Genomic DNA, 13,302 nt, shown 5'->3' with positions numbered 1-13,302 from the left:
TATTAGATATTAGAACAAGGCAGTTTTTGCTAATATCTAATATCCAATAGCTAGTATCGCACTAAGGTTTTAAACAATGCATTTAAACCCCATCAAACGTCGACCTTCACGCCGTATCTACGTTGGTAACGTGCCGATTGGCGATGGCGCACCCATTGCTGTGCAATCCATGACCAATACCGAGACCACCGATGTGGCTGCGACGGTTAAGCAAATTCAAGCGATTGCCAATGCCGGTGCTGATTTGGTGCGGGTAAGCGTACCGACCATGGACGCCGCTGAAGCGTTTAAATTCATTAAACAGCAAAGCCCGATTCCAGTCGTGGCCGATATTCACTTTGATTATCGCATCGCTTTGAAAGTGGCTGAGTACGGTGTCGACTGTTTGCGGATTAACCCGGGTAACATCGGTAATGAGCAGCGCATTCGCGCAGTAGTCGATGCGGCACGTGACCGCGGGATTCCAATTCGTATTGGTGTGAATGGCGGCTCGCTCGAAAAAGATCTGCAAGAAAAGTACGGCGAACCAACACCTGCCGCGTTAGTAGAATCAGCCATGCGTCACGTGGACATTCTCGATCGCTTGAACTTCCAAGATTTCAAAGTGAGCGTGAAAGCCTCTGATGTATTTTTAGCGGTTGAGTCGTATCGTCTATTAGCAAAACAAATTGAGCAGCCGTTGCACTTAGGTATCACCGAAGCCGGTGGCCTGCGCAGCGGTTCAGTAAAATCGTCCATTGGCCTTGGCATGCTATTGGCCGAAGGCATTGGCGATACCTTGCGTATTTCGCTGGCGGCCGACCCGGTTGAAGAAGTCAAAGTTGGGTTTGATATCCTAAAATCACTGCGTATTCGTAGCCGCGGCATTAACTTTATCGCGTGCCCAAGCTGCTCACGCCAAGAATTCGATGTGATTGGCACCGTCAATGCGCTGGAGCAACGCCTTGAAGACGTGACCGTGCCGATGGATGTATCAATTATCGGTTGTGTGGTGAACGGCCCAGGTGAAGCGCTGATTTCGCATGTCGGCCTAGCTGGTGCGAAGAACAAGAGCGGTTTTTACCTCAATGGTGAGCGTCAAAAAGACCGTCTCGACAACGCCGATTTGGTTGATGAGCTCGAAAAACGTATCCGTGAACAGGTAAAACGTTTAGAAGCTGAACAGATTCCCGTGAAGCAAGCGTAAAGCTGCGGTATACTATGCGCCATTTTTCGTAATAAATTTCCGTCTTAAGTAGACCCTAAGCAGAAAAGAACTCGAACGTGGCAAAAAATATTCAAGCAATTCGCGGCATGAACGACATCCTGCCGGATCAATCGCCAGCGTGGCAATACGTTGAAGGCGTGATCCGTCAGGTCGCAGCCCAATATACTTACCAAGAAATCCGCATGCCGGTGCTCGAGAGCACCGATCTATTTAAGCGCTCCATTGGCGAAGTCACCGATATTGTCGAAAAAGAAATGTACACTTTCGATGATCGCAACGGTGACAGCCTGACCCTGCGCCCAGAAGGCACAGCGAGTTGCGTACGCGCCGGTAATGAACATGGCTTGCTGTATAACCAAACGCAACGTTTGTGGTACTTAGGGCCAATGTTCCGTCATGAGCGCCCGCAAAAAGGCCGCTATCGCCAATTTCATCAGTTTGGTATCGAAGCCTTCGGTATGGATGGCCCGGATATCGATGCTGAAGTGATTCTGCTCTCAGCACGGTTGTGGCAAGCATTTGGCATTAGCGAGCAAGTCGAATTGCAACTGAACTCATTGGCTTCAAATGAAGCGCGTGCGCGTTATCGCGAGGCGTTGCGTGAGTTTTTGCGTGCCCATGAAGACAAGCTGGACGAAGATTCGAAGCGCCGTTTAGACACCAACGTATTGCGTGTACTTGATAGCAAATCGCCAGAAACTCAGGCGGTACTTGCAGATGCGCCGAAGTTATCGGAGTATTGGGACGACGAATCACGCGAGCACTTTGATGGCCTATGTAAGCGTCTTGATGCTGCTGGCGTTAAATACGTTTTGAACGAGCGCTTGGTACGTGGTCTCGATTATTACAACCGCACCGTGTTTGAGTGGGTGACCACCGAACTAGGCGCGCAAGGTACTGTTTGTGCCGGCGGGCGTTACGATGGCTTAGTGGAACAGCTCGGTGGCAAACCAACCCCAGCCGTTGGCTTCGCTATGGGCATGGAGCGCTTGGTTTTATTGTTGGAATCGCAAGGTAAAATCCCAGCAGAGCAAGCCATTGATATTTACGTGATTGCAGCAACTGAAACGGCGGAACTAATCGCCCCAGCCGTTGCCGAACAAATTCGAAGTGCCAAGCCGCAGCTGAAAGTTCAGTTGCACAGCGGCACCCAGAACATGAAAAAGAAATTGGCCAAAGCCGATAAGTCAGGCGCCACCTACGCCTTACTGGTCCGCGACACCGATTTCGAACTAAAGCACCTGCGCGACCGCACCACCCCCTCGCAGCTGCTAAACAGCATAGAGGAACTGTAGCCCGGCGTTTCACGCCGGGTGGCGCGCAGCGCCGTAAATATATGGGCTTAAGCGGTGTCAGTGCTTAGCAATTATAAAGATTGCGGAAGTCGCAATTATAAAGATTGCGGAAGTCGCAATTATAAAGATTGCGGAAGTCGCAATTATAAAGATTGCGGAAGTCGCAATTATAAACATTGCAGAAAAAATTAAGATTAACGGCACCTAGTGCCACCCGGCGTGAAACGCCGGGCTACCGGGAGTTAAAAATGGAAACTGAAGAACAACAAGTCGAACGAATTAAACAGTTTTGGAACGAACACGGCAAAGGCATCGTCGCCGGCCTCGTAGTAGGCTTTGCACTATTCTACGGCTGGCGCTACTACGACGCCCAAGTGCGTGCTGACCAAGAAGCTGCTTCTGAAAAGTTTGAGAGCATTTTAGTGCAACTTGAAGCTGATCAAGAAAATAGCACAGCGGCAGCACAAGAGTTCGTGAACTCAAGCGATAGCACCTACGCGCTTTTAGCAGCGTTAGAGCTTGCTAAGCATGCCGTGGATAACAATGATTTAGCGACGGCCGTCAGTGCATTGCAAACGGTACGTGACAACGCGCAACCCGCACTTCGCGCTGTCGCCGATATTCGCCAAGCGCGCGTATTGTTGGCGCAAGAGCAGTACGACGCTGCGCTAGCTGCAGCCCAAGCGGCTGAATCAGTTGAAGCTTTCAAAGCACAAGCCGCTGAGCTAAAAGGCGATATCTTGTTAGCGAAAGGTGACAACGCGGGTGCACGTGCCGCTTATCAAGCCGCTCTCGACGCTGGTGCGCAAGGCATCGCCGAGATCAAACTCAACAGCATTGTGGCGGGTTCATGAAACAAGTAAAAACCTTAGGTCTAGCAGCGCTCGCAACTCTGTTCGTCAGTGGTTGTTCGCTATTTAGCACCGAAGAGATCACCTACAAAGAGTTGCAAACATTTGACGCGCAAATCAACCCGCGCGTCGTTTGGGACACCAGTGTGGGTGACGGCATCGACACGTTCTTCTCGCATCTGAATCCAGTGGTTGTTGGTGACAGCATTATTGCCGCTGACCGTCGTGGCGTGGTGGAAGCATTCGACCGCGCAACCGGCGACGAACTATGGCGCGTTGATTTGCGTTCGGTATTAGATTTAGAAAAAAGCTCATGGTGGAGTGCCGGTGAACCAATGCGTATTGCAGGCGGTTTGTCAGCGCTCAATGGCGTGGTGTACTTAGGTAGCGAAAACGGTGACGTGGTTGCGCTGAATGCCGCTGACGGTAGCGTCAAGTGGCATCAAGTGGTGCGCTCTGAGATCATGTCTGACCCAGCGATTGGCGGTGGTTTTGTCGTGGTCAAAGGTTCGACCGGTGAAGTCATCGCGTTGAATGAAGAAACCGGCGAAGAGCTGTGGAAGCACACCTCAGAAACACCAGCATTGTCATTGCGCGGAACGTCATCGCCAGTGTACGAGCAGGGCGGTATTTTCGTCGGTACTTCAACCGGTAAAGTAATTGTATTAATTGCCGAAAACGGTCAACCAGCTTGGGAAGCACGGTTAGCAATTCCAAGCGGTACCACTGAATTACAACGCCTAGTCGACGTCGACTCACGCCCAGTTTTAGCCGGTCGGTTTGTTTATAACGTGGCATACAACGGTGCATTAGCGGCAATTGAGGCCAACACCGGTGAAATCGCGTGGCGTCGGGATTATTCCTCGTACCAAAACGTGTTGTTTGCTGGCGGTCGCTTGTTTGTCACCGATGCCGATGATTCAGTGTCTGCATTAGACGCGCAAGGCGGCGTAGAGTTGTGGTCCAACAACGACTACACCGGCCGTAACGTCACCGCGCCAGTGCGTTTTGGTGACTACATTGTGGTCGGCGATCGGTTCGGTTATTTGCATTTTATTAATTTACTGAGCGGCGTAACCGAAGGCCGTTTAGAAGTGGGTGAAGACGTATATACCGCACCAATTGTGGTTGACGACACCCTTTATGTTCAGTTACGCGACGGCAGTTTACTCGCGGTAAGGATTTAACGTTATATGTTACCCGTAGTTGCCCTGGTAGGGCGCCCAAATGTGGGCAAATCAACCTTATTTAATCGGCTTACCCGTACCCGGGACGCCTTGGTTGCAGACTTTCCTGGCTTAACGCGAGACAGAAAATACGGCCAGGCCAACTACGACGGTTACCAATTTATCGTCATCGACACCGCGGGTGTTCATGGCGACGAAGAAGGCATTGATGCTGAAATGGCATCACAGTCATTGCGCGCTATCGATGAAGCAGACGTCGTGCTTTTCATGGTTGACGCACGTGACGGTATCACGGCGGCTGACATGGGCATTGCGACACACTTGCGTCGCCTTGGCAAAAAAGCTTACGTGGTTGCTAATAAAATCGATGGCATTGACGCCAACGCGGCTCGTGCCGACTTCTTCGAACTCGGTTTAGGTGATGTGCATGGTATCGCCGCCGCGCATGGTCGTGGCGTCGAACAGCTCCTGCAAGAATGTTTTGACCCGTTGCTGGATGAATACCCGGATGTTCGCATTCGCAACGCCGGTTCGGACGACGTGGCGGTCAACCTCGACGCTGAAGGTAATCCAATTGATTCCGATGGTAATATTGTCGAACCCGACGAAGACGGCAACGTTTACGATGGCGACGGCAATATCGTCGATGCCGATGGCAATATCATCGATCACGAAGGTAATATCATTGGCCAGTTGGGAGACCGTAGTCACGACGAAATCGACTACGATGCGCTGCCATTAAAACTCGCTATTGTCGGCCGCCCGAACGTCGGTAAGTCAACGCTCACTAACCGTATTCTCGGTGAAGAACGAGTGGTGGTGTATGACATGCCGGGCACCACGCGCGACTCAATTTATATTCCGATGGAGCGTGAAGGCCGCCAATACATCTTAATCGACACCGCCGGTGTACGCCGCCGTGGCCGTATTGACGAGACCGTTGAAAAGTTCTCAGTGATTAAAACTTTGCAGGCGATTGAAGACGCGAACGTGGTGATTGCTGTGATTGACGCGCGCGAAACAGTTTCTGATCAAGACTTAAACTTGATTGGTTTTGCCTTGAACGCCGGTCGCTCAATCGTGATTGCCGTGAACAAATGGGACGGCTTGTCGCATGATCACCGTGAAGAAATCAAGCGTGAACTCGACCGTCGCCTAGGCTTTGTCGATTTTGCTCGCGTACACTTTATCTCGGCGTTACATGGTAGTGGCGTTGGTAACCTATTCGAATCGGTACTTGAAGCTTATGCCTCAGCATCGGCTCGCGTCGGCACTGCGAAGCTCACCCGTATTTTGGAAACCGCCGTTGAAGATCACCAACCACCATTGGTGAGCGGTCGTCGCGTCAAACTTAAATACGCTCATGCTGGTGGCTACAACCCGCCACGCGTGATTATCCACGGCAATCAAGTTGACTCGCTGCCAGGCTCGTATAAACGCTACTTGATGAACTACTTCCGTAAATCATTAGGCGTGATGGGCACCCCAATCAAAATCGAGTTCCGCGAATCGGTCAACCCATACGCCGGCCGCAAAAACCAGCTGACGCTCTCGCAAACCCGCAAGCGCAAGCGCCTAATGAAATTCCTCAAGAAGAAAAAGTAGCCCGGCGTTCCACGCCGGGTGGCGCAAAGCGCCGTTATTATCCGGGGCATCCCCAATGTTGGTAGCCCGGCGTTCTACGCCGGGTGGCGCAAAGCGCCGTTATTACCCGGGGCATCCCCAATGTTGGTAGCCCGGCGTTCTACGCCGGGTGGCGCAAAGCGCCGTTATTACCCGGGGCATTCTGCAATGCCAAACATTTCACAAAATTTGAGATTAACGGCACTACGTGCCACCCGGCGTAAAACGCCGGGCTACGACGCCGAGGTACTAAACATGGACCCCGTACGAATCGACAAATGGCTTTGGGCCGCACGTTTTTACAAAACACGTTCGCTTGCGCGCCAATTCGTGCAAGCGGGCAAAGTGTCTGTTGATGGCCAACGTTGCAAACCCTCAAAAACCATCGCCATCGGGCAAATTGTCAAAGCCCCACGCGGCCATGATATCTATGAGGTGGAAGTTTTGGGCTTAAGCGAAAACCGTCTCAGCGCGCCGTTAGCTCAAGAACTCTACCGTGAAACTGAAGACTCTATTGCACGCCGCGAAAAAGAAGCCGAACTACGTAAAATGAATGCGTTGTACAATCCGCACCCTGATCATAAACCCGATAAAAAAGAGCGTCGCGAACTAATTAAGTTTAAGAACCAATAGTTAATTAAGGTTCTTGATAATCACTGAAATTATCGTCAAGCCAAGCCGGCGTAATGTATTTCCAATCATCTGGATAACGCCCCTCGCTCAAATAGCGATTTAGGGTTGAATAAGGCCAATCGCATGCATTCTTTACGTAACCATGTTTTACTGGGTTGAAGCAGCAGTAGAGGATATACATCATATATTCGCGTTCATCGCGAATCTCATGTTCCCAATAGCTATGTTGCCATAATTTTCCATACCCATGTGCTTGTCTAGCTTCTGTATTCTTAGCATTTCTTCGGGACTTTGAGGAAAATTCCGGAAGGGCCTTGGTGGTTAACGCTTTTATTTTTCCCCAGCGTAATGGAACGAAATCATCTTTGATAATTAATACACAATGAATGTGATCAGGCATTACTGTCCAGGCTTCAATTTCAAATGGATGTGTTTTCATTGTTTCGCGCACGGCATTGCGTAGCGCTGCGATGACGTCGGGGCGAGTTAGCACTGGCTGTCGGCGATAGGTACATACAGTGAAAAAGTAGTAACCGCGCTCGAAAAATCTGCGAACGTTTCTCATAGGTTGAGTGTTGCGCAGAAAGGCGGGTTGGGCGAGTTTATATTGCTGTGGGATATTGGCTTACGTTGCTGCGCGCCAGATAGCGTAGCCCGGCGTTTTACGCCGGGTGGCACGTAGTGCCGTTAATCTCGAATTTTGTGAAATGTATGGCATTGCAGAATGCCCCGGGTAATAACGGCGCGTTGCGCCACCCGGCGTGGAACGCCGGGCTACCAACATTGGGGATGCCCCGGATGATAAGGGCGCGTTGCGCCACCCGGCGTGGAACGCCGGGCTACCACCATCACGGAAGCCCCAGGCAATAACGGCGCTTCGCGCCACCCGGCGTGGAACGCCGGGCTACCACCATCGCGGAAGCCCCAGGCAATAACGGCGCTTCGCGCCACCCGGCGTGGAACGCCGGGCTACAGGTCCTGTTCGGTGAAGCGGTACTGGGTTTGGCAGTAGTCGCAGGTCATGACCACGGCGCCTTCTTCGGCGAGGATTTCGCGTAACTCTTCGGGTGACACAGAAGCCAGCGCCTCTAAAGTGCCTTCGTGCGAACAACCACACTTGAAACTCACCGGTTGCGCTGGGTACAGCTCAACGTGTTCTTCATGATACAGGCGGTGCAGCACTTGCTCACCCGGCAAGGTGAACAACTCCGAAGCAGTAATGGTGTCGGTGAGATGTTCAAGGTGCTCGAACGCTTCCAACGTGGTGCCAGCAGCTGGCATCACTTGCAACATCATCCCAGCAGCATGTTCGCCATCAGCATGCACCCAAATACGTGTACGCAATTGCTCAGATTGCATAAAGTAATCTTCGACAACGCGCGCAATCGAATCGTTATCGGCGCTGACCACGCCCTGATAACGCTCGCCTTCCAGTGGTGTTAATGTAATAACCATCACTGCCTTGGCGCCCATCAACGTACGCAAGTCGTTCATATCGTCAGCAATGTCTGAACGTACGCGCGCAATGCCGCGCAATTCCTGATGATGCGAACCGTTTACCGCGACAAAATTCACTGGGCCATCACCTTGAATTTGAATCGAAATGTGCCCTTCAAACTTCAGCGTTGCTGTTAACAATGACGTCGCCGCCATTAATTCACCCAACAAGCGTTGAACTGGCGCCGGGTAATCATGTCCTAGAATCATGCGTTGATAACTGGTGCTCAATTGCACCAGTTCGCCACGCACGTCTTGCTCTAAAAACGTATAGCGCAACAGCTTATCGGTCGGGTAATGGGTATCGTTTTTGCTCATGGTGATAATACGTCTGTCATACTTGTGTAAAAAAGTGGCGGCATTATACCAGAATCCTCGAATTTGATCTGTTCTCTTGTGTATAGTAAGGCTAGAATGACCAAAAGACGCAATTGTCACATAATTATAACGAAAGCGTAGTATTAACCCATGCAGATACAGAACACGCACGTCAACGCACTGATCACTGCGGTTTGCGCAGTCGCGGCAGTTTGGTTTGGCGCGCAACTTACCTGGCAGCTGATAACGCCCGCCAGCGAGGTGCCTTCGGGGCCCATTCAAATCGCCAACCAAGGTGCTGATATCTCCTATTCAGCGCGCTCGATTATTGCGCTCGATCTATTCGGTGCCGCGATCGCCACCGCGCCACAAGCGTCTTCCAATGCCCCAAAAACGTCATTGAATATCCGTCTGCTCGGCGTATCCGCTTCGAATGTACCGGAGCGCTCCGCGGCAATTATTGAACGTAGCGGCAATCAAGAAGTTTATGTGGTGGGCGATAAGCTTGAGGGCACGCAAGTACTTATTAAAGAAATCTACGCGGATCGTGTGATTCTAGATAACAACGGCCGTCTTGAAACGCTTGAATTAGAAGGCATTGGCGAGCTAAGTGAAGGCCTGTCGTTAACGATGGCAAATATGACCGGAGCTGACGTGCGTACGTCAGGTCGAGCAGTGCGTGAAGGAGGTTCAAGCCCACGTCGCAGCGATACGACGACACAAGTCACCGCGTCGGCAGTGAACCCAGAAAGCTTACTCGAATATATTCAAATCATGCCTGTACGCGGCGGTAGCGGTATTCGCGGTTATCGTTTGAGCCCTGGCAAAAACCCAGAATTATTTCGCCAAGCCGGTTTTCGTGACGGCGATTTGGCGGTGGCGATCAATGGCCAAGATTTAACCAATATAAGTACCGCAATGAAAATCACCAGCGAGCTCGGCGACATGACAGAAGCGACGGTAACCGTGCTACGCGGCAATGAATCGGTCGACTTGCAACTCGATATACGAGATTTACCTGCTGAGGTTGTGCAAGACCAAGAGCAAGGAAATTAAGGGATAAGTATGCGTAAAACCTCATTGGCATTGGCCATCACACTCGGCGCCGCGCTCTCGGGAACATTCCACGATGTGAGCGCACAGCAATCACGCCAAGCAACGCAGCAACAACGCCAAACGGCGGATGAGCCAGTTGAATACGCCGCCAGCTTTAAAAACACTGATATTACCGAATTTATTCAAGTGGTTGGTCGTAACCTTGGTCGCACCATTATTATCGACCCCGACGTACGGGGCCGTATTGATGTGCGTAGCTACGACGTGATGAATGAAAGCCAGTACTGGCAGTTCTTTTTGAATGTGTTGGATGTGTACGGCTTCGCTACCATTGAAATGGAGTCGGGCGTGATTAAAGTCATGCGCGATAAAGACGCCCGCAACGGTGCGATTCCAGTGGTCGATGACAACTCGTTAGGCGGCGATACGCTGATTACTCGCGTGGTGCCGGTCGCCAACGTCAGTGTACGTGAACTCGCACCGCTATTACGTTTGCTGAACGACCAGAGTGGCGGCGGTAACGTGGTGAGCTATGACCCGTCGAACGTGATTATGATTACCGGCCGCAGTGAAACCGTGCAACGTTTGGTCGAGATTATCGAACGCGTTGACCGGGCCGGTGACCAAGACGTAACCGTGGTGAAGCTTGAATTTGCATCGGCCTCAGAAGTTGTTCGCATTGCTTTGAGCTTGTTTGAAAAAGCCAACGATGGCACACCACCGTTATTGATTCCGAAAATCGTTGCCGACGAGCGCACCAACAGCGTGGTGATCAGCGGCGAGCCGCGTGCCCGCGAGCGCGTGATGAAGCTGATTAACCAGCTTGACCAAGATTTGAAAACCGAAGGCAACACCCGCGTTTACTACTTGAAATACGCGAAAGCAGAAGAATTAGTGGAAGTATTGCAGGGCGTTAGCCAAAGCTTGCAGGCTGAAAAAGAGTCAGCATCGGCCGCCGCTGGCACCACTGCCGCGGCGCGCCGTGTCAGTTCGTCCAATGGGCAGATTTCAATTAGTGCGCATGATGCATCCAACTCCTTGGTGATCACCGCCCAGCCAGATTTGCTAGCCAGCTTAGAAAGCGTGATCCGCCAGCTCGATATTCGTCGTGCGCAGGTACACGTCGAAGCGATTATTGTTGAAATCATGGAAGGCGATGGCGTCGATTTCGGTCTGCAATGGATTAGTGAAGACGGCGGCATGGTGCAATATAACAACGGTCGTCAGGCGCCGATTGGTCAGGTTGCGGCGGGTGCATATTTAGCCCGTGAGCAACCGGGTACGGAAACCACCACGATTGTTGATGGCAACATGGTAACCACGCGCGAACCGGATCGTCCGGGTGACGTGTCGTTGTTGGCGCAGGTGCTGCAGAATGTGAACGGCATGATGGTTGGCGTGGTGAAAAATGACTGGGGCGCAATTTTGCAAGCCGTGACCACCAATACCAACTCGAATATTTTGGCGACGCCGTCAATTATGACGGTAGATAACGAAGAAGCATCGTTCTTGGTCGGTCAATCTGTGCCGACGATTACCGGTGCGACGACGGGTTCGAACAACGATAATCCGTTCCAAACGGTTGAGCGTGAAGATGTGGGTATTAAATTAAAAGTTACCCCGCAAATTAACGAAGGTAGCGGCGTGCAGTTGGTGATTGAGCAGGAAGTGTCGAGTATTAGCGGCGCTACCGCAGTAGATATCACCATCAATAAGCGTGAATTGAAAACTGTGGTGATGGCCGACGACGGCGAGACCATTGTATTAGGCGGCTTGATTGACGAAGACGTGCAAGAGTCAGAATCAAAGGTGCCGATTTTAGGCGACATTCCATTCTTGGGACATCTGTTTAAGAGCACCTCAACATCACGTCAAAAGCGCAACTTGATGGTGTTTTTACGCCCAACCATTGTACGTGATAGCGGAGCGGCAACGCAGATCTCGTCACGGAAATACAATTATATTCGGGCTGAACAAATTAAAGCCGACGAAGATGGCATTTCATTGATGCCATTAACCGACCAGCCGGTATTGCCGGAGTGGGATGGCCCGTTAACGTTGCCGCCTTCGTTTGAAAAATATATGGAAGAAGAGAAAAAGGGCAGTGGCAATGACTGATATCGCGAATGTGGCCGCGCAAGTGGCACCGCGACGGTTGCCATTTGCGTTTGCGAAACGCCACGGCGTGGTGGTAGCTTACGCCGGTGCCGCAGATGATGGTACAGCGAATGATGCGGTGGTGCATGCGCGTCACGGCGTCACGCCACAAGCCTTGCTCGAAGTGCGCCGAGTACTCGGCACCCCATTCGTTTTGCAAGAGCACAGCGCGGAAGCATTCGAAGCAATTTTGACGCAGGCGTACCAACGCGATTCGTCTGAAGCGAAGCAGTTAATGGAAGATATTGGCAACGAAAGTAACCTATTTTCGTTGGCCGATGAGCTGCCACAAACCGAAGACTTGCTGGAAAGCGAAGATGACGCACCAATCATCAAACTCATCAACGCCATGCTATCGGAAGCCATCAAAGAAGGCGCTTCCGATATTCACATTGAAACCTTTGAGAAAGATTTGTTGGTACGGTTTCGTATCGATGGCGTGTTGCGCGAGGTGATTCGACCAAACCGTAAATTGAGCTCGTTGCTGGTGTCGCGGATCAAGGTTATGGCGCAGTTGGATATCGCCGAGAAGCGGGTGCCGCAAGATGGTCGTATTAGCTTGCTCATTGCTGGGCGTGCGGTTGACGTGCGGGTATCCACCATGCCATCGAATCACGGCGAGCGGGTGGTGTTGCGTTTACTCGATAAAAACAACGCGCGTTTGAACCTTGAGCAGCTTGGCATGACCGAAGCCAATCGCCGCATCTTCTCGCAACTGATTAAAAAGCCGCACGGCATTATTTTGGTAACCGGCCCGACCGGCTCGGGTAAATCGACCACCTTGTATGCGGGCTTGATGGAGATCAACTCACGCGACCGTAATATTTTGACAGTGGAAGATCCAATTGAGTATTCCATTGAAGGCATTGGCCAAATGCAGGTGAATCCGAAGGTGAACATGACCTTTGCCCGCGGATTAAGGGCGATTCTGCGTCAAGATCCTGATGTGGTGATGGTGGGTGAGATACGTGATGTTGAAACCGCACAAATTGGCGTGCAGGCGTCATTGACTGGTCACTTAGTATTGTCGACGTTGCACACCAACACCGCCGCTGGCGCCATTACCCGGTTAGAAGATATGGGCGTAGAGCCATTTTTGCTGTCATCGTCGTTGCTAGCTGTGTTGGCGCAACGCTTGGTGCGAACCTTGTGTGACGATTGCAAAGAGCCGTATCAGGCGTCTGCCGAAGAATTGGAATATGTTGCTGATGGCACCGTCGATGGCGGTGCGCAGTTGTATCGTGCGGTGGGTTGTGACAAGTGTAATCACACCGGCTATCGCGGTCGTACCGGTATTCATGAATTATTGGTGGTGGATGAGCGCGTTCGTGAACTGATTCATAACGGCCATGGTGAGCAAGCGATTGAGAAATATGTGCGCGCTGCGGCTCCGTCCATTCGTGACGATGGCTTAGCGAAAGTCATCGCCGGCGTCACCACGTTAGAAGAAGTGTTGCGCGTGACGCGCGAGGAGTAGC

The 13,302-nt window shown here is 51.6% G+C and carries 11 protein-coding genes; 9 read left to right on the top strand and 2 right to left on the bottom strand.

Annotation, left to right across the window (positions count from 1 at the left end):
- Window positions 1-76 precede the first annotated feature (76 nt).
- The 6 genes from ispG (at window position 77) to BM292_RS05885 (ending at window position 6,796) form a co-directional block, all read left to right on the top strand.
- Entirely contained in the window at window positions 77-1,186 is a 1,110-nt protein-coding gene (gene ispG, locus BM292_RS05910; protein WP_092856272.1) for a flavodoxin-dependent (E)-4-hydroxy-3-methylbut-2-enyl-diphosphate synthase, read from the top strand.
- A gap of 77 nt (window positions 1,187-1,263) precedes the next feature.
- On the top strand, window positions 1,264-2,502 hold the full coding sequence (hisS, locus tag BM292_RS05905; RefSeq protein WP_092856269.1) for a histidine--tRNA ligase: 1,239 nt from the start codon (window positions 1,264-1,266) through the stop codon (window positions 2,500-2,502).
- A gap of 248 nt (window positions 2,503-2,750) precedes the next feature.
- Window positions 2,751-3,356, top strand: coding sequence for a YfgM family protein (locus tag BM292_RS05900; protein ID WP_092856267.1), 606 nt, complete (start codon window positions 2,751-2,753; stop codon window positions 3,354-3,356).
- Window positions 3,353-4,540, top strand: a complete 1,188-nt coding sequence (bamB, locus tag BM292_RS05895; RefSeq protein ID WP_092856265.1) for an outer membrane protein assembly factor BamB — start codon at window positions 3,353-3,355, stop codon at window positions 4,538-4,540. Before BM292_RS05900 ends, bamB begins: the two co-directional genes overlap by 4 nt.
- Before the next feature lie 6 nt (window positions 4,541-4,546).
- Window positions 4,547-6,145: a ribosome biogenesis GTPase Der gene (gene der / locus BM292_RS05890; protein ID WP_092856263.1), complete on the top strand. Its 1,599-nt coding sequence runs from the start codon at window positions 4,547-4,549 to the stop codon at window positions 6,143-6,145.
- Window positions 6,146-6,418: 273 nt separating this feature from the next.
- Entirely contained in the window at window positions 6,419-6,796 is a 378-nt protein-coding gene (locus BM292_RS05885; protein WP_092856941.1) for an Hsp15 family ribosome-associated heat shock protein, read from the top strand.
- 4 nt (window positions 6,797-6,800) lie between these two features.
- Here the strand turns inward: BM292_RS05885 and BM292_RS05880 are convergent, their stop codons facing one another.
- Window positions 6,801-7,361 (bottom strand): REP-associated tyrosine transposase, encoded by a 561-nt coding sequence (locus BM292_RS05880; protein ID WP_092856261.1) that lies wholly within the window; start codon window positions 7,359-7,361, stop codon window positions 6,801-6,803.
- A gap of 404 nt (window positions 7,362-7,765) precedes the next feature.
- Complete coding sequence (gene hslO / locus BM292_RS05875; RefSeq protein WP_092856258.1) at window positions 7,766-8,611, bottom strand: Hsp33 family molecular chaperone HslO; 846 nt, start codon at window positions 8,609-8,611, stop codon at window positions 7,766-7,768.
- Window positions 8,612-8,761: 150 nt separating this feature from the next.
- On the opposite strand from hslO, the gene gspC reads away from it, so the two are divergent.
- Genes gspC through gspE form a run of 3 tightly spaced genes read left to right on the top strand, consistent with a single transcriptional unit; the run spans window position 8,762 to window position 13,301 of the window.
- Window positions 8,762-9,667, top strand: a complete 906-nt coding sequence (gene gspC, locus BM292_RS05870) for a type II secretion system protein GspC (protein WP_092856256.1) — start codon at window positions 8,762-8,764, stop codon at window positions 9,665-9,667.
- Window positions 9,668-9,676: 9 nt separating this feature from the next.
- On the top strand, window positions 9,677-11,785 hold the full coding sequence (gene gspD / locus BM292_RS05865) for a type II secretion system secretin GspD (RefSeq protein WP_092856254.1): 2,109 nt from the start codon (window positions 9,677-9,679) through the stop codon (window positions 11,783-11,785).
- Window positions 11,778-13,301 carry a type II secretion system ATPase GspE gene (gspE, locus tag BM292_RS05860; RefSeq protein WP_092856252.1) on the top strand — a complete coding sequence of 508 codons (1,524 nt, stop codon included), beginning with the start codon at window positions 11,778-11,780 and terminating at the stop codon, window positions 13,299-13,301. Before gspD ends, gspE begins: the two co-directional genes overlap by 8 nt.
- The last annotated feature ends 1 nt before the right edge of the window (window position 13,302 follow it).

Origin of the sequence: Pseudidiomarina tainanensis (assembly GCF_900115255.1) — a bacterium.
GTDB lineage: Bacteria > Pseudomonadota > Gammaproteobacteria > Enterobacterales > Alteromonadaceae > Pseudidiomarina > Pseudidiomarina tainanensis.
Note: the sequence above shows the minus strand (reverse complement) of the source record. Positions and strands in the feature narration are given on the sequence as shown.